Origin of the sequence: Achromobacter spanius (assembly GCF_003994415.1) — a bacterium.
Taxonomy (GTDB): Bacteria; Pseudomonadota; Gammaproteobacteria; order Burkholderiales; family Burkholderiaceae_B; genus Achromobacter; species Achromobacter spanius_C.
Genome location: NZ_CP034689.1, coordinates 6351434 through 6370690 on the forward strand (window position 1 = coordinate 6351434; position 19257 = coordinate 6370690).

23 protein-coding genes are annotated in these 19257 nt (G+C 64.5%); 18 read left to right on the top strand and 5 right to left on the bottom strand.

The features are described 5' to 3' along the window. Positions 1-30: 30 nt before the first annotated feature. From ELS24_RS29085 to ELS24_RS29125, 9 genes are all read left to right on the top strand, one after another. Positions 31-1020: a KpsF/GutQ family sugar-phosphate isomerase gene (locus tag ELS24_RS29085; RefSeq protein ID WP_050446230.1), complete on the top strand. Its 990-nt coding sequence runs from the start codon at positions 31-33 to the stop codon at positions 1018-1020. Continuing rightward, on the top strand, positions 1017-1625 hold the full coding sequence (locus tag ELS24_RS29090) for a KdsC family phosphatase (RefSeq protein WP_083447313.1): 609 nt from the start codon (positions 1017-1019) through the stop codon (positions 1623-1625). Before ELS24_RS29085 ends, ELS24_RS29090 begins: the two co-directional genes overlap by 4 nt. A gap of 37 nt (positions 1626-1662) precedes the next feature. Next, positions 1663-2295 carry an LPS export ABC transporter periplasmic protein LptC gene (gene lptC, locus ELS24_RS29095; RefSeq protein WP_050446228.1) on the top strand — a complete coding sequence of 211 codons (633 nt, stop codon included), beginning with the start codon at positions 1663-1665 and terminating at the stop codon, positions 2293-2295. Beyond that, positions 2292-2912: a lipopolysaccharide transport periplasmic protein LptA gene (gene lptA, locus ELS24_RS29100; protein ID WP_127186059.1), complete on the top strand. Its 621-nt coding sequence runs from the start codon at positions 2292-2294 to the stop codon at positions 2910-2912. Before lptC ends, lptA begins: the two co-directional genes overlap by 4 nt. A gap of 34 nt (positions 2913-2946) precedes the next feature. Next, positions 2947-3741, top strand: coding sequence for an LPS export ABC transporter ATP-binding protein (gene lptB / locus ELS24_RS29105; protein WP_050446226.1), 795 nt, complete (start codon positions 2947-2949; stop codon positions 3739-3741). A 224-nt stretch (positions 3742-3965) separates the two neighbouring features. Further along, the gene (hpf, locus tag ELS24_RS29110) at positions 3966-4304 is read left to right on the top strand and encodes a ribosome hibernation-promoting factor, HPF/YfiA family (protein WP_050446225.1); all 339 of its coding nucleotides are present in this window, start codon (positions 3966-3968) and stop codon (positions 4302-4304) included. Positions 4305-4707: 403 nt separating this feature from the next. Continuing rightward, a complete protein-coding gene (locus ELS24_RS29115; RefSeq protein WP_050446224.1) occupies positions 4708-5163 on the top strand; it encodes a PTS sugar transporter subunit IIA in 456 nt (151 codons plus the stop codon). A gap of 19 nt (positions 5164-5182) precedes the next feature. Further along, positions 5183-6109, top strand: a complete 927-nt coding sequence (hprK, locus tag ELS24_RS29120) for an HPr(Ser) kinase/phosphatase (protein ID WP_006216298.1) — start codon at positions 5183-5185, stop codon at positions 6107-6109. Between the two features lie 22 nt (positions 6110-6131). Further along, positions 6132-7571 (top strand): PLP-dependent aminotransferase family protein, encoded by a 1440-nt coding sequence (locus tag ELS24_RS29125; protein ID WP_127186060.1) that lies wholly within the window; start codon positions 6132-6134, stop codon positions 7569-7571. Between the two features lie 6 nt (positions 7572-7577). Here the strand turns inward: ELS24_RS29125 and ELS24_RS29130 are convergent, their stop codons facing one another. Together ELS24_RS29130 and ELS24_RS29135 are read right to left on the bottom strand one after the other, a co-directional pair. Beyond that, complete coding sequence (locus tag ELS24_RS29130; RefSeq protein ID WP_127186061.1) at positions 7578-8858, bottom strand: c-type cytochrome; 1281 nt, start codon at positions 8856-8858, stop codon at positions 7578-7580. Positions 8859-8869: 11 nt separating this feature from the next. Next, the gene (locus ELS24_RS29135) at positions 8870-9619 is read right to left on the bottom strand and encodes a c-type cytochrome (RefSeq protein WP_127186062.1); all 750 of its coding nucleotides are present in this window, start codon (positions 9617-9619) and stop codon (positions 8870-8872) included. A gap of 183 nt (positions 9620-9802) precedes the next feature. Here ELS24_RS29135 and rapZ point away from each other — a divergent pair, with 183 nt between their 5' ends. Further along, the gene (rapZ, locus tag ELS24_RS29140) at positions 9803-10675 is read left to right on the top strand and encodes an RNase adapter RapZ (protein WP_050446258.1); all 873 of its coding nucleotides are present in this window, start codon (positions 9803-9805) and stop codon (positions 10673-10675) included. Next, positions 10672-11634: a septal ring lytic transglycosylase RlpA family protein gene (locus ELS24_RS29145; RefSeq protein WP_050446221.1), complete on the top strand. Its 963-nt coding sequence runs from the start codon at positions 10672-10674 to the stop codon at positions 11632-11634. Before rapZ ends, ELS24_RS29145 begins: the two co-directional genes overlap by 4 nt. Before the next feature lie 32 nt (positions 11635-11666). Here ELS24_RS29145 and ELS24_RS29150 read toward each other — a convergent pair whose 3' ends face one another. Together ELS24_RS29150 and rsmI are read right to left on the bottom strand one after the other, a co-directional pair. Continuing rightward, on the bottom strand, positions 11667-12251 hold the full coding sequence (locus ELS24_RS29150; RefSeq protein WP_127186063.1) for a methylated-DNA--[protein]-cysteine S-methyltransferase: 585 nt from the start codon (positions 12249-12251) through the stop codon (positions 11667-11669). A 3-nt stretch (positions 12252-12254) separates the two neighbouring features. Further along, positions 12255-13190, bottom strand: a complete 936-nt coding sequence (gene rsmI / locus ELS24_RS29155) for a 16S rRNA (cytidine(1402)-2'-O)-methyltransferase (protein ID WP_127186064.1) — start codon at positions 13188-13190, stop codon at positions 12255-12257. A gap of 66 nt (positions 13191-13256) precedes the next feature. Between rsmI and ELS24_RS29160 the strand changes: the two genes are divergently transcribed. From ELS24_RS29160 to ELS24_RS29175, 4 genes are all read left to right on the top strand, one after another. Next, complete coding sequence (locus ELS24_RS29160) at positions 13257-13739, top strand: YraN family protein (protein ID WP_050446218.1); 483 nt, start codon at positions 13257-13259, stop codon at positions 13737-13739. Positions 13740-13840: 101 nt separating this feature from the next. Next, the gene (locus ELS24_RS29165; RefSeq protein WP_013396736.1) at positions 13841-14434 is read left to right on the top strand and encodes a phosphoheptose isomerase; all 594 of its coding nucleotides are present in this window, start codon (positions 13841-13843) and stop codon (positions 14432-14434) included. Further along, complete coding sequence (locus ELS24_RS29170) at positions 14431-15174, top strand: BON domain-containing protein (protein ID WP_127186065.1); 744 nt, start codon at positions 14431-14433, stop codon at positions 15172-15174. Before ELS24_RS29165 ends, ELS24_RS29170 begins: the two co-directional genes overlap by 4 nt. Next, positions 15171-15665: a peroxiredoxin family protein gene (locus tag ELS24_RS29175; RefSeq protein WP_050446216.1), complete on the top strand. Its 495-nt coding sequence runs from the start codon at positions 15171-15173 to the stop codon at positions 15663-15665. Before ELS24_RS29170 ends, ELS24_RS29175 begins: the two co-directional genes overlap by 4 nt. 109 nt (positions 15666-15774) lie before the next feature. On the opposite strand, the gene ELS24_RS29180 is transcribed toward ELS24_RS29175, so the two are convergent. After that, a complete protein-coding gene (locus ELS24_RS29180) occupies positions 15775-16563 on the bottom strand; it encodes a MetQ/NlpA family ABC transporter substrate-binding protein (RefSeq protein WP_127186066.1) in 789 nt (262 codons plus the stop codon). Between the two features lie 263 nt (positions 16564-16826). Between ELS24_RS29180 and argB the strand changes: the two genes are divergently transcribed. Genes argB through slmA form a run of 3 tightly spaced genes read left to right on the top strand, consistent with a single transcriptional unit; the run spans position 16827 to position 19108 of the window. Then, positions 16827-17729 (top strand): acetylglutamate kinase, encoded by a 903-nt coding sequence (gene argB, locus ELS24_RS29185; RefSeq protein ID WP_006216311.1) that lies wholly within the window; start codon positions 16827-16829, stop codon positions 17727-17729. Further along, positions 17729-18475, top strand: a complete 747-nt coding sequence (locus ELS24_RS29190; protein ID WP_050446214.1) for a pyrimidine 5'-nucleotidase — start codon at positions 17729-17731, stop codon at positions 18473-18475. The genes argB and ELS24_RS29190 overlap by 1 nt, the downstream gene beginning before the upstream one ends. A gap of 57 nt (positions 18476-18532) precedes the next feature. Then, positions 18533-19108 carry a nucleoid occlusion factor SlmA gene (gene slmA, locus ELS24_RS29195; protein WP_046803065.1) on the top strand — a complete coding sequence of 192 codons (576 nt, stop codon included), beginning with the start codon at positions 18533-18535 and terminating at the stop codon, positions 19106-19108. The last annotated feature ends 149 nt before the right edge of the window (positions 19109-19257 follow it).

A 19257-nucleotide genomic window follows, 5' to 3' on the forward strand; every position in this document is an offset into this window, starting at 1 on the left:
AAACCCGCCCACTGATATTAAAATCCCTGAATGACTGATCATCCCATCACATCGTCCGATGCCGCGCTGGCATCTGCACGCAGAACGTTGCAAGTCGAAAGTCAGGGTCTGCTGGACTTGGCCGCACGCCTGGACGACTCATTCACCCAGGCCGTCGCCTTGCTGTTGGCCTGCCAGGGCCGCGTCGTGGTCACGGGCATTGGCAAGACCGGGCACATTGCACGCAAGATTGCCGCCACGTTCGCCTCGACCGGCACGCCCGCTTTCTTTGTGCACGCCGCGGAAGCCGTGCACGGCGATCTGGGCATGATCACGCAAGATGATGTGGTGATTGCTGTGTCGTACTCGGGTGCGGGCCAGGAACTGCTGACCATCCTGCCCGTGGCTCGGCGCATGGGCGCCAAACTGGTGGCAATTACGGGCAACCCGCAATCCGAACTCGCCCTGCTGGCCGATGTGCACCTGGACGCCAGCGTGGCGCAGGAAGCCTGCCCGCTGAACCTGGCGCCCACGGCCAGCACCACGGCCGCATTGGCCCTGGGCGATGCACTGGCGGTCGCCTGCCTGGAAGCCCGCGGATTCGGCCCCCAGGATTTCGCGCGATCCCATCCCGGCGGCGCGCTGGGCCGCCGCTTGCTGACCCACGTGCGCGACGTCATGCGCCAGGGCAATGCCCTGCCTATCGTGCTGGCCGGCACCCCCGTATCGCAGGCGCTGGAAGTCATGTCCGACAAGGGCATGGGCATGACGGTCGTGACCGACGCGCAGCGCCGGCCGCTGGGCATCTTCACTGATGGCGACCTGCGCCGCCTGATCGCCCGGCACGGCGATATCCGAAGCTTGACCGTGGAGGCCGGCATGACCCGGTCGCCGCGCAGCATTTCCCCCGATGCGCTGGCCGCCGAGGCCGCTCAGCACATGGACGAGCTGCGGCTCAGCCAGATGCTGGTGCTGGACGCCGACGGCGCGCTGCTGGGCGCCTTGCATATGCATGATCTGATGGCCGCTAAAGTGGTATGACTATGACTCTTCCTGCTTCCGTGACTCACCCGGCCGAAGCGCTGGTCCTGGCCCGCATTCCCGCCACCGTGCGCGATCGCGCCGCCGCCGTGCGCCTGATGGTGTTCGACGTGGACGGCGTGCTGACCGACGGCAGCCTCTACTACGGCGAAGGTGGCGAATTGCAAAAGCGCTTCCACGCCCTGGACGGCCACGGCTTGCGCCTCTTGATGGAAGGCGGCTTGACGGTGGCGCTGATGACGGGCCGGTCCGGCCCCATCGTGGCGCGGCGGGCTGCCGAACTGGGCATCTCGGAAGTGGTGCAGGGCGTACGCGATAAAGGTTCGGCGCTGGCCGAACTTGCGCAGCGCGCCGGTGTCCAACTGAATCAAACCGGCTATATGGGCGATGACATCATCGACCTGCCGGCCATGCAGCGCGCCGGCTTTTCGGCCAGCGTGCCTAACGCACCCGGCTATGTCAGCCAGGCGGCGCATTGGATTTCCACGCAGCCCGGCGGCAGCGGCGCGGTGCGCGAATGCTGCGACCTGCTCTTGGCTTCCCAAGGGCGCCTGGGCGCGTTCCTGGCCGCGCCGGGCCTGTTAGGCCCCGGCGCCATCCAATGACGGCCCCGAACCCCGACACGCCCTGGCGGCGACACTGATGAAAGAACGTTTTCCTTCCCTGATCGCGTTGTTCCTGCTGCTGGTGCTGGTCACCAGTTCATGGTGGGCCGCCGATTACGCGCAGCGGGCCATCCAGGTGGACCCGCCCCGCCGCGTCACCCACGAGATGGATGCGTGGTCACGCGATTTCGTCATGCTGCGCACCGACCCCACCGGCCGCCCGATCAACCGGCTGGAGGGCGAATACGCGGAACACTTCCCCGACGACGATTCGTATCACATCACCGCGCCGCGCGCGGTGGGCCAGCGTGAAGACAATCCTGTCACGGTAGGCGTATCGAAAACGGCCGTCATGGAACAAGGCGGCAAGCGCATCGTCATGAATGGCGACGCCCACGTGCACCGCCAGCCCGACGCCAACAATGACGTGCTGGACGTGCGCAGCCAGCAGTTGATCATCCTGCCCGACGAAGACGTCGTCTACACCGACCTGCCCGCTGAAGTCCTCAAGGGCCGTTCGCGGATGAATGGCAAGGGCATGCACTACAACAACAAAACGCGCCAATTGCAGGTATCCGCGTCGACGGATGTTGAAATTGCCGGTTCCGAAGGCAGGCAACAGCGCCGCACCGAGATTCCCGCCAACAACACTGACCAAAAGAAACCATGACCGACTTTCGGACTCTCCTTGCCCCGACGACCCGCCTGCTGGGCGCCGTCCTGCTGTCGGCCTCGGTGCTTGCACCCGCCTACGCGGCGGAACCCGAGGCCAAGCCGGCCGAAGAGCCCAGCACACTGATCCTGTCGGACACGCTGCATTACGACGACGTGAAGAAGCAAAGCGTGTTCACCGGCAACGTCAACATGACGCGCGGCCTGATGACGCTGACCTCCGACACGCTGGAAATGCACGAAGATGCCCAAGGCGGCCAATACGGCACGGCCACCGCCAACAAGGGCAAGGTCGTGACCATCCGCCAGGAGCGCCCCGAAACCTTTGAGCTTATCGAAGGCAAGGGCTTGCGCGCCGAATACGATGGCACGAAAAGCACGTTTGACCTGATCGGACAGGCGGTCGTGGTCCGTTACGTCTGTGGCAAACCGTTCGACACGATTCGCGGCGAACGGATACGCTACAACGAAAAAACGGGCACCTACGAAGCCCAGGGCGGCCCCAACTCCGCCGCGGCGGGCGGCCGCGTGCGTTCGGTTGCCGAACCGCGCGCCAAGTCCGATGCCGCCGTGGCCGAATGCCGCAAGCAGCAAGCCGCCAAGAAAGGACGCTAAAAGCGTCCCCCACGCAACACCACTCGCAGCCACGATGAACCAACCTTCTGTGCCGACCCCCGTCACCTCCGCCCCCTCCGGGGTCAAGCAGGGCAGCCTGCGCGCAACCGGTTTGCGCAAGACCTATAACGGCCGGACCGTGGTGCAGGACGTGTCCCTGTCCGTGGTCAGTGGCGAAGTCGTGGGACTGCTTGGCCCCAACGGCGCCGGCAAGACCACCAGCTTCTACATGATTGTGGGCCTGGTGCCCGCGGACGCGGGGCGCATCGAAATCGACGGCGCCGTCATCACCGCAATGCCGATCCACAAGCGCGCGCGCATGGGCCTGTCGTATCTGCCCCAGGACGCTTCCGTGTTCCGCCGCCTGACGGTCGAACAGAACATCCGCGCCGTGCTTGAGCTGCAAGTGGGGGCCGATGGCCGTCCGCTTTCCACGCCCAAGATCAATGAGCAGATGGAGGCCCTGCTGGAAGAGCTGCAGATCGGCCATATCCGCAGCAATGCCGCGATTTCGCTGTCGGGTGGCGAACGCCGCCGCGTGGAAATCGCGCGCGCCCTGGCCACCAGCCCGCGCTTCATCCTGCTGGACGAACCCTTCGCCGGCGTGGACCCCATCGCCGTCATTGAAATCCAGCGCATCGTGCGCTTCTTGAAGGGCCGTGGCATCGGCGTGCTGATCACCGACCACAACGTGCGCGAAACGCTGGGCATCTGCGACCGCGCCTACATCATCAGCGAAGGCAAGGTGCTGACCGACGGCCACCCCGACGAAATCGTGGGCGATCCGGCCGTGCGCCGCGTGTATCTGGGCGAGCACTTCCGCATGTAAACCGGCACCTGGGGAAGACCCCTAGTTCCCTCTGGGGACAAGGGCAAATACGCCCTAGGGGCTCCGCCATAAAAATGCCATGTTCTTGCGGTAGGTCAGCTTGTTTTATCGGCCCGAGTCTATACACTAGTACTAAACGTAGCCACCCAATCAAGGAGAACGCCTAACGACCTCACCGCGCATTTCGCGCAACCATTTTTTCTCTTTTAGAAGGAGAGCACACTATGAACCTGAGCATCTGCGGTCGTCACCTCGACGTCACCCCGGCAATCCGGGAATATGTCATGAACAAACTGGCGCGAGTGCTGCGGCATTTCGATCACGTCATCGATACCCAGGTCATGCTCTCGGTAGAGCCCCTGCGGCATAGAGCCGAAATCACCATGCGTCTAAGCGGTAAGGACATTCATTGTGAAGCAACCGATGAAAATCTCTATGCAGCCATAGACCTTCTTGCTGACAAAGTCGACCGTCAGGTCATCAAGCACAAGGACAAGGTACGAAGTCACTCAGCGGAGTCCGTGAAGCGGCAAGCGGCGAACCTTTCGCCACCCCAGCAGTAACGCGCTTCATGATCACTCGCTCTGAGCGATACGCTAAACAGCGATTGTAAAAATCCTGCCTAAGTCCCGGTGTCCCGCTAGACGCAAGTCCAGCCGGGGCATCGGCAAAGCTCCCCGCAGTTCCCCTCCGCAGTTCTCCCCCTCCGCATTTCCCCTCCGCCCTAGCCCCATAGATTTGTCCCCGAAATTCCGGCATTCATTGGCCCCAGGTCCGTGCGCCGCGCCTTTTTGCGTGTTTGCGACCAAAACCCGTGCCCCCCGGGTTGGCCCGGATGCCGGAAAGCCCACAATGCGCCGTGATCAGACTATGCTGTCGCTCTTGCCGCAACGCCTGACGCCCATCCCATGGGCGCGGCGCCGGGCCAATTTATTGCACTGCGTCATATAACCATATAATGATCCGATGAATCATTTGTCGCGCATCCTACCCGCCGGCAACGTCGTGCTCGATATGCTCGCAACGAGCAAGAAACGGGCGTTCGAACAAGCTGGCCTTCTTTTTGAAAACAACCATGGCTTGGCACGCGCGCTCGTGTTCGACAGCCTGTTTGCCCGGGAACGTCTTGGCTCCACTGCCCTTGGGCAGGGCGTGGCCGTTCCGCATGGCCGCGTGAAAGGATTGGAACAGGCGCTGGCGGCATTCATCCGCCTGGCCCAGCCCATTTCGTTCGACGCGCCCGACGGGCAGCCAGTGTCGATGCTGCTGTGCCTGCTGGTGCCGGAAACAGCCACTCAGCAGCATCTGGATATCCTGGCCGAACTTGCGCAGTTGATGTCGAACAAGGCATTGCGCGAGGCGCTGGCCACTGAGCCTGATGCCGCCATCGTCCACAAAATGCTCACGACCGGCAAACTCTGACCCTCGCGGACACGCAGCCATGCTAACGGTGCAGGAACTCGTCGACGACAACGCCGACAAAATCCCTTTTAACTGGATATCCGGCCAAGGCGCCGCCGACCGCGCCATTCCCGATGACGGCATGGCGGCCGCCGACCTGGTCGGCCACTTGAACCTGATCCACCCGTCGCGCATCCAGGTGTTCGGGCAGGAAGAGCTGGCGTACTACACCCGCTTCGACTTGCGCCGCCGCATGCACCACATGGACGAGCTGCTGATCGGCGGCGTGCCCGCCATTCTGCTGGCCGATGGCCTGACGCCCCCGCAAGATCTCGTGGACCAATGCGACCAGCACCAGGTGCCGCTGCTGTCCACGCCGGTAGCCGCCGCGCAGCTGATTGACCTGCTGCGCATCTACCTGGGCAAGAAGCTGGCGCCCACCACCACCGTGCATGGCGTGTTCCTGGACGTGCTGGGCCTGGGCGTGCTGATTACCGGCGAATCGGGGCTGGGCAAAAGCGAGCTGGCGCTGGAACTGATTTCACGCGGGCATGGCCTGGTGGCCGACGACGCCGTGGAGTTCTCACGCACGGCGCCCAACATGATCGAAGGCCACTGCCCCCAACTGCTGCAGAACCTGCTGGAAGTTCGCGGGCTGGGCCTGCTTGATATCCGCACCATCTTCGGCGAGACCTCGGTACGCCGGAAGATGCGCCTGAAGCTGATCGTGCACCTGGTGCGCGCCACCGCGCAAGACAAGTTCGAACGCCTGCCGCTGCAAGACATCACACAAGACATGCTGGGCCTGCCCGTGCGCAAGGTGATGCTGCAAGTCGCAGCCGGCCGCAATCTGGCCGTGCTGGTGGAAGCCGCCGTGCGCAACACCATACTGAAGCTGCGCGGCATCGATACGCTGGGCGAGTTCATGGAACGCCAGGCCATGGCTATTCTCCAAAGCAGCAAGTGAACGCACGTCGCCTTGCGGCATCGTGAGCCTGTACGAAACCCTGGCCGACGAGATCGCCAAATCGATCCGCGACGGCGTTCTGCGTGTTGGCGACAAACTGCCTTCCGTGCGCCACGCCTGCACGACGCGAGGCGTCAGCCCCTCGACGGTATTCCAGGCCTATTACCTGCTTGAAGCGCGCGGCCTGATCCGCGCCCAACCACGCTCGGGCTACTACGTCCACGCCCCGGTCGAATCACTGCCGCCGGAACCCGGCGCGTCCAGCCCTGGCGGCGAATCCACCGAGCTCGCCATCAGCGAGCGCATCTTCGATATCCTGGACTCCGTGCGCAACCGCGACGTGACGCCGCTGGGATCCGCCTTTCCTTCTCCGCTGCTGTTCCCGCTGCCGCGCCTGGCCCACGCCATGGCCGCGCACCTGAAACGCCAGGACCCACTGGACACGGTTGAAGATCTGAGCCCGGGCAGCCCGGGGCTGCGCCGCCAGATCGCCCTGCGTTACCTGATCGGCGGCATGAACGTGCCCGCCAGCGACATTGTCGTCACCAACGGCGCGCTGGAAGCCCTGAACCTTTGCCTGCAGGCGGTCACCGAGCCCGGCGACGTCGTGCTGGTTGAAGCACCCACGTTCTACGGCGCCTTGCAGGCGCTGGAGCGCCTGGGTCTCAAGGCATTGGAAGTGCCCACCCATCCGCGCACCGGCGTGGACCTGGACGCCATGGCGTCTGCCATCAAGCGGCACTCACCGAAGGCTTGCTGGCTGATGACGCAATTCCAGAACCCGCTGGGCAGCCTGATGCCGGAAGACAAGAAGCGGCAACTTGTGGAGTTATTGCGCCGCCACGACATCCCGCTGATAGAAGACGACGTGTACGGCGAACTGTATTACGGCGCTGTGCGGCCCGTGCCGGCCAAGGCCTACGACAAAGATGGGCTGGTGCTGCATTGCTCATCTTTTTCCAAATGCCTGGCGCCTGGCTACCGTATCGGCTGGGCGTCAGCTGGCCGATACGCGCGGCGCGTGCAGCGCTTGAAATTGTCATCCACGCTATCGGCTTCAGGCCCGGCGCAAGGCGCCATCGCCGCATACCTGGAACAAGGCGGCTACGACCGCCACCTGCGCCGGCTGCGTCAAACCCTGCACGCGCAACAAGCCCGCATGGCTGATGCGATTGCCCATGCATTTCCCGCGGGCACGCGCGTGACTCGCCCGCAAGGCGGCTTCTTTTTGTGGGTGGAACTACCCGCGGAGGTGGACGCGCTGGCGTTGCATCGCGACGCCCTGGCGCGCGGCGTCAGCGTGGCGCCGGGGCCGATTTTTTCGGCCAGCAGCCAATTCGCAAGCGCCGTGCGCCTGAACTACGGCCATCCCTGGGATTCCTCGCATGAAGACGCGATCCGCGTGCTGGGTGACCTGGCGCATCAGCATCAGGCCCGCGCGCGGTCGGCCGCGCCGCGCTAGCCATGTTTAGTTCAGCGTGGACGACGCCCGCGCCCGCTTGACCTCAAGCGCGGTGACGCCGCCCGCTTCGTTGCCCCAGCTATTGCGGATGTAGGACACCAGCATGGCAATGTCGCTGTCGCTCAGGATCTGGCCAAACGGCGGCATGCCATGCGGCCGGGGGTTGGCGGCCGTAGCCGGTGCGTAGCCGCCATCCAGCACCATGCGTATGGCGTTGACCGGTGACGGCGCCGTCACCGTCGGATTGCCCGCCAACGCCGGCCACGCCGTGCCACTGCCCTGGCCTTGCGGCTGATGGCACTGCGCGCAATGCTGGCCATAGATCTTGCTGCCCAGTTCCATGGCCGCAGGCGCGGCCGCCGCCGTGGACCGTGGCGTGGAGGGAGGTGTCGCCGGCAAGGACTTGATGTACACGCCAATCGCCAGCGCGTCGTCGTCCGTCAGGTGCTGCGTACTGCCCAGCACCACTTCAGCCATCGGGCCGCTGGCGGTGGAATGCGCCGAGATGCCGGTCTTGAGCAAAGCGGCGATGTCTGCCGCCGTCCAGCGGCCCATGCCGGTCTGCATATCGTTGGTGAGCGGCGGCGCATACCAATCCAGCACGGGAATGATGCCGCCGATGAACGCATCGGACGACCGCGTGGCCCCCAGGCTGTTGCGGGGCGTATGGCAGGCGGCGCAGTGCCCCACGCCTTCAACCAGATAGCGGCCTCGGTTCCATTGCACCGATTGCCCCGCGTCGGACTCTTGGACGCCCGGCTTGAAATACAGCGCGCGCCAGGCGGCCAGCAAGGCGCGCTGGTCGTAGGGGAACGCCATGTCGGGCGCGCGGTTGGGCTGGTTGACCGGCGGCACGCTGCGCAGGTAGGCGTACAGGGCGTCGGCATCGGCCCGCGTGATACGGGTGTACTCGGTGTAGGGGAAGGCCGGATACAGCAGCGTGCCGTCCTTGGACTTGCCGTTGTGCAGCGCTTGCCAGAAGTCGTCAGCGGTCCAGGCGCCAATGCCCGTTTTTTCATCAGGCGTGATGTTCGGACCGTACACCGTGCCAAATGGCGTCGGGATGGGCATGCCGCCCGCCAGCACTTTGCCGCCTCGGCTGGTGTGGCAGGCCATGCAGTTGCCGGCCTGCGCCAGATAGCGGCCACGCTCAACCAGCGTGCCGGTGTCCGCTGTGGCGGCAGGCCCCGTACTGGTGTCGTCACGCGTACCCAGCCAATACAGGACAGCCACCGTGGCGATCAGCGCCAACAGCACAAAAGACAGGATTTTCTGCAGCAGTTTCATGGTGGCCCCGATCAGCGTTGCGCCTGGCTGCCGCATTCCGCGGGCAAGCGCAGCGATCCCGCGCTTTCAGGCGCATAGGGCTCGGTAATAGGCTGGGACGAGAGCCATGCCGCCAGGGCGCCGATATCGGCAGGCGTGAGCTTGTCGGCGATATCGGCCATGCAGTCGGGCGCGGCGGCACGGCGCAGCCCTGTCTTCCAACTGCCGATCTGTGAACCGATGTAGTCGCGCGGCAAGCCCAGCAGGCCAGGAATGGCGGGCATCAAGCCGCTGAGCGCGGCGCCGTGACAGGACGCACAGGCGGGAAGGCCGCGCGCCGCATCGCCCTGCAAGGCCAGCGCGCGGCCAGCTTCCAGCGTGGCGGGCGAGACGTCCGCGCGCGCGGGCGACGGATAAGGCACGTGCTGTTGGGAGAAATACGCGGCCATCTCACGCAGGTAATCGTCGGGCAGGCCGGCCAGCAGATGCGACATGGGCCGGTACTGGCGGCGACCGTCACGGAAATTCAGCAACTGGTGGTACAGGTATTCCTGTGGCTTGCCGGCCAGGCGGGGGTAGTACCCGTCAGCGCCAGCCCGGCCCTGCGCACCATGGCAGGCAGTACAGGCCGCGACGCGAGCCGCCATGGTGTCGGGCCGCAGCGCCGTCGGCTGTGCCTGCGCGACGCTTGTTGCAAAGACAATAACGCCTGCCGCCAATACGGAGAAAATCGCCCCAAACCGCGGCAGTGAAACACTACGAAAGGAAATGAGCGCTAACATCTAGGTCGAATTCCTATCCCCGAAAGCATGACGTCGGGGCTGGTCAGTGAATCGATCAAGTATCCGGTCCGTAAGCTTACGCGACGGGGCAAGAAAGGGTACAGGCGCAGATTCTCAATTTACGGCCATATCAGATGCCATCCCGCCTGCATCGTCCTGGAAAAGCGTGCCACAATCATGTCCATGTTGAAAGTCGTCCTAGTCACCGGTATCTCTGGCTCGGGAAAATCCGTTGCCTTGCGCATGCTTGAGGATGCCAGCTACACCTGCGTCGACAACTTGCCGGTGCGCTTCCTGGCCGAATTCATCGCCAACGCGCGCGACGAAGGCCTGGAGCGCGTGGCCGTGGCCATCGACGTGCGATCGCCCGGCGAACTGGCCGAACTGCCTGATGTGGTTACCGCCTTGCGCGCCATGGGCACCAGCCTGCGCGTGGTCTTCCTGGACGCCAACACCTCAACACTGGTTCAGCGCTACTCCGAATCGCGCCGCCGCCACCCGCTGACCGATCGCCTGCAACGCGGCGGCACGCCGCCGTCGCTGGCCGACTGCATTGCATTGGAACGTGAACTGCTGGCGCCGCTGCGCGAGCAGGAACATGTGATCGACACCTCTGACCTGACGCCAGGCCAATTGCGCGCCTGGATCCGCGACCTGATCCAGGCCGACCGCGCGCCGCTGGTGCTGACCTTCGAATCCTTTGCCTACAAGCGCGGCGTGCCCGGCGACGCCGATCTGGTGTTTGACGTGCGCTGCCTGCCCAACCCCCACTACGACCGCAACCTGCGGCCGCTGACCGGGCGTGATGAGCCGGTTGCCACCTGGCTGGCCGGTTACGAGCAAGTGGGGCAGATGGTGGACGACATCGCCGGCTTCCTGAACCGCTGGTTGCCGCAGTACACGCAAGACACCCGCAACTACCTGACCGTAGCCATCGGGTGCACGGGCGGCCAGCATCGCTCGGTGTATGTGGTGGAGCAATTGGCGCTGCGCTTCGCCCACCACGATCCCTTGCTGGTGCGCCACCGAAACCAACTGCCCACCGAACCCGCATGATCCTGCCTCGCCCGCTACACCTGATCCTGATGCTGCTGCTGGCCATTGCCGTGGCGGGCTGCTCTTCCACCGGTGGCGGCAAAAAGGGCGGCGGGTACTACAAGGATGATGGCCCGGACGCCAACCCGCCGTCGAACCTGGACCAGGTGCCCGACGCGGTGCCCCGCATCGAACCCTACGCCAGCGGCGCCAACCGGCCTTACGTGGTCTTCGGCAAGCGCTACGTGCCGGACACCAGCGGGCAACCGTACAAGCAGCGCGGCATCGCCTCCTGGTATGGCAAGAAGTTCCACGGCAATTCCACGTCCATCGGCGAGTCTTACGACATGTACGCCATGACGGCGGCCCACACCACGTTGCCGCTTCCCAGCTATGCACGCGTCACCAGCCTGGTCAACGGCAAGACCATCATCGTGCGCGTGAACGACCGCGGGCCGTTCCACAGCGATCGCATCATGGATTTGTCTTACGTGGCCGCGTACAAGCTGGGCATCATCGGACCCGGCAGCGGCCAGGTCGTGGTGGAGAGCATTCCGCAGGAAGAGATCCGTCGCCTGGCCTCGCAAGGAACGCCAGCGGCGCCCGCGCCGGAACCCGATTCCGCCACTGGCTCGCTGCCCGTCCAGGCGCCGTTGAGCGCCGCGCCAGTAGCGTTGACGGCTGAACCCTTGCCAGGCCCCGCCGCGGGTTCAGCGCCGGTACGCCAGACGCCGGCAACCGGCCTTGGCAATGTCTATCTGCAAGTGGGTGCATTCAGCCAGGCGGGCAACGCGCAATCACTGGTTGCCCGCATCAATCCGCAACTGAACGCGGTGGGCGCGCCGCCTGCCCAGGTTGAGCAATCGAACAATCTGTACCGGGTCAGGATCGGTCCGTACCCCGACCGCCAGAGCGCGTTGAACGCAGTGCCGGTCGTGTCGGACCGCATCGGCATCCTGCCCAGCATCGCCACGCAGTAAACGCGGGCGCTTTCGGGCTTACCGACGCTGCTTTACCAGGGCAGCTCGGCTTGCCCGTCGCAGACGCGGCGCGCGCGCGGGTTGCGGCTGACATAGCGGTTGCCCTCGTGGGCCAACAGCGCCTGCTTGCGCGGGAGCCCGCCGCCAAACCCCGTCAGCGAGGTATCGGCGCCAATCACGCGGTGGCACGGAATGATGATGATGATGGGGTTGCGGCCGACCGCGCCGCCGACCGCCTGCGCGCCCTTGGGCCGCCCCACGTTGCGGGCCAGATCGCCATAGCTGGCAAGCTTGCCAAAATCCAGTGCGCACAGTGACTGCCAGACCTTGTGCTGGAACGCGGTGCCGACGGGATCCAGGGCCACGTCGAAAGCGCGGCGCTTGCCCGCGAACCATTCGTCCAGTTCGCGACGCGCCTGCTCCAGGATGGGATCGGCGTCCGTGTGCGTCCAGCCTTCAGGCGATGGCAGCGATTCTTGGTCGGTGAACCAGGCGCCACGCAAGCCTTTCGGGCTGGCGACCAGGCGCAACTCACCTAACGGGGTGGGCATATCGCGGTATGTCAGGGATTCCAGCGGATCGGCGGGCTTTTTTGACACGATTGTGGGGTACGCCATGGCTTACTCCGCCGATTTCTTGCGCGACAGCGCCCGGTTGTACAACACGTCACGCGGCTGGCCCGTGACCTTGGCGGCGACGCGCGCGGCGTCGCGCACCGACAGCGACTCCAACAGTGCGTCCAACAACACATCGGTACGCGGGTCGGCGTCCGCGTCGATTTCCTGCGCGACGGCGGCATGCGCGATCAGCACGAATTCACCCTGCTCGCGGTGCGAGTCGGCAGCCAGCCAGGCCGCCGCTTCGCCCAGCGTGAGCGTCGCGATTTCTTCAAAGCGCTTGGTGAGCTCGCGCGCCACGGTCAGTTGCCGGTCGGGGCCGCAGACTTCCAGCAGATCCGCAATGGTGGCGGCCAGCCGGTGGGGGGATTCGAACATCACCACAGGGGCGGGCAAGGCGCACCACGAACGCAGCCAGCGCTGGCGGGCCACGGCCTTGGATGGCGGGAAGCCGGCAAAGGCATAGGCGGGATTTTCGTCGGTGGTCACGCCGCTGCCCATCAGCGCCGCAATGACAGCGCTAGGCCCCGGCACGGGCACCACCGCGAAGCCGGCGTCGCGCACAGCGCGCACCACGCGCGCGCCGGGGTCGCTGACGGCGGGCGCACCCGCATCCGACACCAGCGCCACGCGCTGGCCTTGGGCCAGGCGTTCACAGATGGCCTGGGCGGCGGTGGCTTCATTGTGGCGATGCGCGGCCATGAGCGGCGTGCTGACGCCCCAGGCATCCAGCAAGGTGCGGCTGGCGCGCGTGTCTTCGGCGGCGATCACGTCGGCGCGTTGCAGGGCATGCCAGGCCCGCAGCCCCAGGTCGCCCAGGTTGCCGATTGGCGTGGCCACGACGTACAGCGTGGACGCGGGCCAATGCTGCCCCGCCACGCGGTCGGCCACGCGGCTCCAGGCATCGCCGGCGGGCGAGGGTGAGACATTTTGATTCATTGCAGCCTACTGACACGAAAAACCATGTCAGTGTAGCCGCCAATCCCTGCCATCTTCGGAGCCTGCATGACGGACGACACCTTGCGCCTGGCCTGCGAACTGGCGCTGCTTGCCCGCCGCCGCGCGGACAAGCGGCGGCGACGCATCCGGCGGCCGGCCGCGCCTGGCGACACGCCGGTGCGCCGCTCACCCATGCAGCGCCGGGGTGATCACCACGAAGACGCCGCGCTGCGCTTGCTGGTGGCTCACGGGCTGGTGCTGCTGGCGCGCAACCTGCAAACGCGCGCGGGCGAGATCGATCTGGTCATGCGCGATGGCAACACGCTGGTCTTCGTTGAAGTCCGTGCCCGCGCGCACAGCCACTATGGCGGCGCGGCGGCAAGCATCGGCCGCGACAAACAGGCGCGGCTGGCACGCGCCGCCGCGCACTGGCTGCCGGAACTGGCTCGGCGGCATTGGCAGGGGGTGGCGCCCCCGGCCCGCTTTGATGCCGTGGTCTTCGACGCTGGCGAGCCGCAATGGCTGCGTGCCGCCTTTGTGCTGCCGTAGCCGGCGGCGCTTGCAGGGTCCGGACACGTCCGTAACCCGCTGCCGCACAGTCGTTACGCATGGACAGAACGGCGCGACGGCCCCGTGAGATAATCGCGCCCATGGATATGACCTCTCGTATGACGTCGCACTTTCGCGACGCCATGGCTGCGTGCGAACAAAGTATGAACGTCCTGGCGGAACCGCTGGCAGTGGCGGTCGACGTGCTGTTCGGCGCCCTGGCGAACAACGGCAAGATTCTGGCTTGCGGCAACGGTGGCTCGGCCGCCGATGCGCAGCATTTCATCGCCGAACTGGTGGGCCGCTTCGAACGCGAACGCCTGCCGCTGGCGGGCATCGCGCTCAATACCGACACCTCGATTCTCACCGCCGTCGGTAACGACTACGGCTTTGACGAAATCTATGAACGCCAGGTCAACGCCTTCGGCCAGGCGGGCGACGTGCTGGTGGCCATTTCAACCAGCGGTAATTCGCCCAACGTGGTGCGCGCCATGGAAGCCGCCAGCGCCCGCGAAATGCACGTGCTGGCCCTCACGGGCAAGGGCGGCGGCGTCATGGGGGAACTCATCACGCCCATGGACGTCCATCTATGTGTTCCCAGCGACCGCACCATGCGGATCCAGGAAGTCCATATTCTGCTGCTGCACGCGCTGTGCGATGGCATCGACGCTCTTCTGCTTGGAGACACCGAATGATTTCTGACGTCAGAACCGCAGTTCGCCCCCTGATGCTCGCCGCGGCGCTGTCCACCGCCGCCCTGTCGCTGTCGGCCTGCGCGCCACTGATCGTGGGCGGCGCTGCCGCCACCACGGCGGTCGTCATCACCGACCGCCGCACCTCCGGCATCCAGCTTGAAGACCAGAACATCGCCTTCAAGGCGCAAAGCCAGATCTCGCAAAAGCTGGGCGACACGGCCCGCGTCAATGCCATGGCGTATGGCGGCCACCTGCTGCTGACGGGCGACGTGCCCACCGAGCAAGCCAAAGCCGAAGCGACCACCATTGCCCAAGGCATCGAAAACGTCAAACAGGTCATCAACCAGTTGAACGTCGGCCCCATCGCCTCGTTCGGCACACGTTCGAACGACACATGGCTGACGTCCAAGGTCAAGACCGCGCTGATCAATACCAAGTACGTGCCGTCCGGCACCATCGCGCTGACGACCGACCACAGCGTGGTCTATCTGATGGGCAAGGTGACCCAGGCCGAAGGCGACTATGCCGCCAACGCCGCGGCGGATGTCGGCGGCGTGGTCAAGGTGGTTAAACTCTTCGAGACCATCAGCCGCGAAGAAGCGATCCGGCTGTCCAACAGCAGCACCCGGGACGCCTCCACAGAAACCAAAGCGCCTATTCAAAGCGGCGCCGGCGCAGCACCCAGCGACAACAACGCGGCCGGCACGAGCAACGGCGTAGAAGCGATGCCCATCAAATGAAAAAAGCCATCGTAGCCCTGGCCGTCCTGGTGGCCGTTGGCATTGGCGCCTGGTTCGTCTGGCGCCCTGCCCAAACCGCGCCTGACGTCACTTTCACCACGCTGGAAGGCAAAACCTTTTCAATGCAGGACTTGCGGGGCAAGGTGGTGCTGGTCAAGTTCTGGGCGACCAGCTGCGTCACTTGCGTGAAGCAGATGCCGGAAACCATCGCGGCCTACAAGGAATACGCCGCGAAGGGCTACGAGGCCGTGGCGGTCGCCATGGACTACGACCCGCCCAATTACGTGCTGAACTTCGCCGAGCAGCGCAAGCTGCCTTTCCCGGTGGCGTTGGACACCAAAGGCGAGATCGCGCGCGCGTTCGGCGACATCCGGCTCACCCCCACCGCCTTCCTGATCGACAAGCAGGGGCACATCATCAAGCGCTATCTGGGTGAATACGACGTGGCCGAATTCCACGCCACGGTGGAAAAGGCGCTGGCGGCAGGCTGATTGCGCTGAGTCTTGCTCCCCGCCCCCCAAAACAAAACCGCCCGATGGGCGGTTTTGTTTTTGCCCGGCTGAATCGGCGGGCCTACCCGATCAAACGGGCCTGCAACACTCAGAACGCCGGAATGACCGCGCCCTTGTACTTTTCCTGGATGAACTTCTTCACATCTGGCGAGTGCAGCGCGTCAACCAGCTTCTTGATGCCGGGTGCATCCTTGTTGTCCGACCGGGTAACCAGAATGTTGGCGTAGGGCGAATCAGCACCCTCGATGAACAACGCATCCTTCGTGGGGACCAGGCCGGCTTCCAGCGCGTAGTTGGTGTTGATGAGAGCCAGGTCCACGTCATCCAGCGCGCGTGGCAGCATCGCGGCTTCCAGTTCGCGGAATTTCAGCTTCTTGGGATTGTCGACCACATCGGCCGCGGTGGCCAGAATGTTGGCCGGGTCCTTCAGCTTGATCACACCCTGCTTTTGCAGCAGCACCAGCGCGCGGCCGCCGTTGGACGGGTCGTTCGGGATGGCCACCGTGGCGCCGTCCTTGAGCTCGGCCAGGCTCTTGATCTTCTTGGAATAGCCGCCAAAGGGTTCAACGTGGACCAGCGCCACCGGCACCAACGTGGCCTTGCGGTCTTTGTTGAAGGAATCCAGGTACGGCTTGTGCTGGAAGAAGTTGGCGTCCAGCTGCTTGTCCACCAGTTGCAGGTTGGGCTGCACGTAATCGCTGAACACCGTGATGTCGAGCTCGACGCCCTGTTTGGCCAACTGCGGTTTCACCACTTCCAGGATTTCGGCGTGGGGAACCTGGGTCGCGCCCACCACCACTTTTTCTGCATGGGCGGCATGGGCCGCCACCAGGAAGGCCGATGCCACCAGGGCAGACCGGACGAAGTTCAAACGCATGTGTTGCCTCTTTATAGGATGAAAATAGGGGACTGAGTCTCAGCGAGCCGGATTCACCCCCTTGTGCGGGGCTCCGCTGCCTGGAAAACGCACCCAATTTACCTGAATGCCGCTTATTTGTCGGGCATATGGACATGGGTTTTAGGCATATGAAACGCGGGGGTACTACAATCCGTCGTATGCTTGCGCTACCGCGTTCCGAACGCGATGTTGTGCAGGCATTTTTTCTAACCTTTTCATATCTATTTGCCGACTTAGCTGCCATGACCGACACCCCCGACCCTGCTGCCGTTTCGTCCCCCGCTGTCAAAGCCGCTGTGCTGTCTGAAGCACTGCCGTATATCCGACGATTCCACGGCAAGACCATCGTGGTCAAGTACGGCGGCAACGCCATGACGGAAGAGCGCTTGCAGCGCAGCTTCGCGCACGACGTCGTGCTGCTCAAGCTGGTGGGTCTGAACCCGGTGGTGGTGCACGGCGGCGGTCCGCAGATCGACGACGCGCTGCGCCGCATCGGCAAGCAAGGCACCTTCATCCAGGGCATGCGCGTGACCGATGCCGAAACCATGGAAGTGGTTGAATGGGTGCTGGGCGGCCAGGTCCAGCAAGACATCGTCATGATGATCAACGAGGTCGGCGGCAAGGCCGTGGGCCTGACCGGCAAGGACGGCGGCTTGATCCAGGCTCAGAAAAAACTGATGGCCAACAAGGACAACCCCGCCGAACCCATCGACATCGGCTTCGTGGGCGACATCACGCTGGTTGAACCCGCGGTGGTCAAGGCCCTGCAAGACGACCAGTTCATTCCCGTGATTTCGCCCATTGGCTATGGCGAAGACGGCACCGCCTACAACATCAACGCCGACGTCGTCGCCGGCAAGATGGCCGAAGTGCTGGGCGCCGAAAAGCTGTTGATGCTGACGAACACCCCGGGCGTGCTGGACAAGGCGGGCAAGTTGCTGCGCAGCCTGTCGGCCCAGACCATCGACGAACTCTTCGCCGACGGCACCATCTCGGGTGGCATGCTGCCCAAGATCTCGTCGGCGCTGGACGCCGCCAAGAACGGCGTGAATTCCGTGCACATCGTCGACGGCCGTGTGCCGCACTGCCTGCTGCTGGAAATTCTGACCGACCAGGGCGTGGGCACGATGATCAGCTCGCATTGATGCGAGCACAGCGTCTTTTGTTGCGACCGGCGGTGCGCCTGCGCCGCTCGCGCCGCGTGGCCACGGGCGTTTCCGAACGCCTGTGGCTGTTCGACCTGGACAACACGCTGCACGACACCTCGCATGCCATCTTTCCGAAGATAGACCTGGGCATGACCATGGCGGTGGCCGAGGCGCTGAATGTAGACGTCGACACCGCCAACGATCTGCGCAGGCAGTATTGGCACCGCTACGGCGCCACGATGATCGGCATGGTGCGCCATCACGGCGTCAATCCGCACGACTTCCTGCATCGCAGCCACGACTTTGACGTCAATCCGCTGGTGCGCAGCGAAAAGGCGCTGGCCTACAAGCTGCGCCGCCTGCCCGGCCGCAAGGTGCTGCTGACCAACGCACCGCTGCGCTATGCGCGTTCCGTGCTGGAACGCCTGGGCATCCTGAACCAGTTCGATAGCCTGTGGGCCATCGAACACATGCAACTGCACGGTGAATTCCGGCCCAAGCCCTCACCCGCGCTGCTGCGTTACGTGCTGGCCCGCGAAGGCGTGCCCGCCCACCGCGCCGTGCTGGTCGAAGACACCCTGGCCAACCTGCGCGGCGCGCGCAGCGTGGGCGTGCGCACGGTGCACGTGTATCACCCCGGCACACCCTTTTCACGCGGCCAATCGCATCGTCCGCCCTATGTCGACTTGCGGGTAAACTCCGTCAGTGATTTGTTGTTACGTCGGCGTCCCCTGCGGGGATAGCGGCGCGCTCCTCCCCTTCCCTTCACCGTCCAAGCCTGCGCGAGAGCAGTCCCTTCCATGGCGAGCAAACCCGGCGAGCGCAAGACCCAGATTCTGCAGACCCTGGCCGAGATGCTGGAGCAACCGCACGCATCCCGCATCACCACGGCTGCGCTGGCCGCGCGCCTGCAAGTTTCGGAAGCCGCGCTGTACCGGCACTTCGCCAGCAAGGCGCAGATGTTCGAAGGGCTGATCGAATTCATCGAAACCAGCATCTTCACGCTGGTCAATCAGATTGCCACCGTGGAACCCTACGGCGTGCCGCAAGCGCACAAAACCGTGGCAATGCTGCTGACGTTTTCCGAGCGCAACAAAGGCATGACGCGGGTGCTGACCGGCGACGCCCTGGTCACGGAAGACAACCGGCTGCAAGAGCGCATCAACCACATCAATGACCGTATCGAAACGTCGTTGAAGCAGTCGCTGCGCATCGCCATCACCGACGGCGGTTTGCCGGCGGACGCCAACGTGGCTGCCCATGCCAGCCTGCTGACGCATCTGGTGTTGGGCCGCTGGCTGCGCTATGCGCAAAGCGGCTGGCGCGTGGCGCCGACGCTGCACCTGGATGAGCAACTGCGCCTGGCCCTGGGTTGAGCGACGCCCCCCCATTAGCGGCATAACACGAACGAATTCAAGTAGAAATCAGGTGCCAACGCCGCAGGGCGCTGGCACAATTCGTGTGCATTCATGCAACAGTCCTTGCTTGCGACCCACAAGGGCGGTCGAGCATAATGCCCCGGATG

Excerpts from the sequence above, each read along its gene's own strand:
- ELS24_RS29085 (WP_050446230.1), top strand. The coding sequence starts at position 31 with ATGACTGATCATCCCATCACATCGTCCGATGCCGCGCTGGCATCTGCA.
- ELS24_RS29090 (WP_083447313.1), top strand. The coding sequence starts at position 1,017 with ATGACTATGACTCTTCCTGCTTCCGTGACTCACCCGGCCGAAGCGCTG.
- lptC (WP_050446228.1), top strand. The coding sequence starts at position 1,663 with ATGAAAGAACGTTTTCCTTCCCTGATCGCGTTGTTCCTGCTGCTGGTG.
- lptA (WP_127186059.1), top strand. The coding sequence starts at position 2,292 with ATGACCGACTTTCGGACTCTCCTTGCCCCGACGACCCGCCTGCTGGGC.
- lptB (WP_050446226.1), top strand. The coding sequence starts at position 2,947 with ATGAACCAACCTTCTGTGCCGACCCCCGTCACCTCCGCCCCCTCCGGG.
- hpf (WP_050446225.1), top strand. The coding sequence starts at position 3,966 with ATGAACCTGAGCATCTGCGGTCGTCACCTCGACGTCACCCCGGCAATC.
- ELS24_RS29115 (WP_050446224.1), top strand. The coding sequence starts at position 4,708 with ATGAATCATTTGTCGCGCATCCTACCCGCCGGCAACGTCGTGCTCGAT.
- hprK (WP_006216298.1), top strand. The coding sequence starts at position 5,183 with ATGCTAACGGTGCAGGAACTCGTCGACGACAACGCCGACAAAATCCCT.
- ELS24_RS29130 (WP_127186061.1), bottom strand. The coding sequence starts at position 8,858 with ATGAAACTGCTGCAGAAAATCCTGTCTTTTGTGCTGTTGGCGCTGATC.
- ELS24_RS29135 (WP_127186062.1), bottom strand. The coding sequence starts at position 9,619 with ATGTTAGCGCTCATTTCCTTTCGTAGTGTTTCACTGCCGCGGTTTGGG.
- rapZ (WP_050446258.1), top strand. The coding sequence starts at position 9,803 with ATGTTGAAAGTCGTCCTAGTCACCGGTATCTCTGGCTCGGGAAAATCC.
- ELS24_RS29145 (WP_050446221.1), top strand. The coding sequence starts at position 10,672 with ATGATCCTGCCTCGCCCGCTACACCTGATCCTGATGCTGCTGCTGGCC.
- ELS24_RS29150 (WP_127186063.1), bottom strand. The coding sequence starts at position 12,251 with ATGGCGTACCCCACAATCGTGTCAAAAAAGCCCGCCGATCCGCTGGAA.
- rsmI (WP_127186064.1), bottom strand. The coding sequence starts at position 13,190 with ATGAATCAAAATGTCTCACCCTCGCCCGCCGGCGATGCCTGGAGCCGC.
- ELS24_RS29160 (WP_050446218.1), top strand. The coding sequence starts at position 13,257 with ATGACGGACGACACCTTGCGCCTGGCCTGCGAACTGGCGCTGCTTGCC.
- ELS24_RS29165 (WP_013396736.1), top strand. The coding sequence starts at position 13,841 with ATGGATATGACCTCTCGTATGACGTCGCACTTTCGCGACGCCATGGCT.
- ELS24_RS29170 (WP_127186065.1), top strand. The coding sequence starts at position 14,431 with ATGATTTCTGACGTCAGAACCGCAGTTCGCCCCCTGATGCTCGCCGCG.
- ELS24_RS29175 (WP_050446216.1), top strand. The coding sequence starts at position 15,171 with ATGAAAAAAGCCATCGTAGCCCTGGCCGTCCTGGTGGCCGTTGGCATT.
- ELS24_RS29180 (WP_127186066.1), bottom strand. The coding sequence starts at position 16,563 with ATGCGTTTGAACTTCGTCCGGTCTGCCCTGGTGGCATCGGCCTTCCTG.
- argB (WP_006216311.1), top strand. The coding sequence starts at position 16,827 with ATGACCGACACCCCCGACCCTGCTGCCGTTTCGTCCCCCGCTGTCAAA.
- ELS24_RS29190 (WP_050446214.1), top strand. The coding sequence starts at position 17,729 with ATGCGAGCACAGCGTCTTTTGTTGCGACCGGCGGTGCGCCTGCGCCGC.
- slmA (WP_046803065.1), top strand. The coding sequence starts at position 18,533 with ATGGCGAGCAAACCCGGCGAGCGCAAGACCCAGATTCTGCAGACCCTG.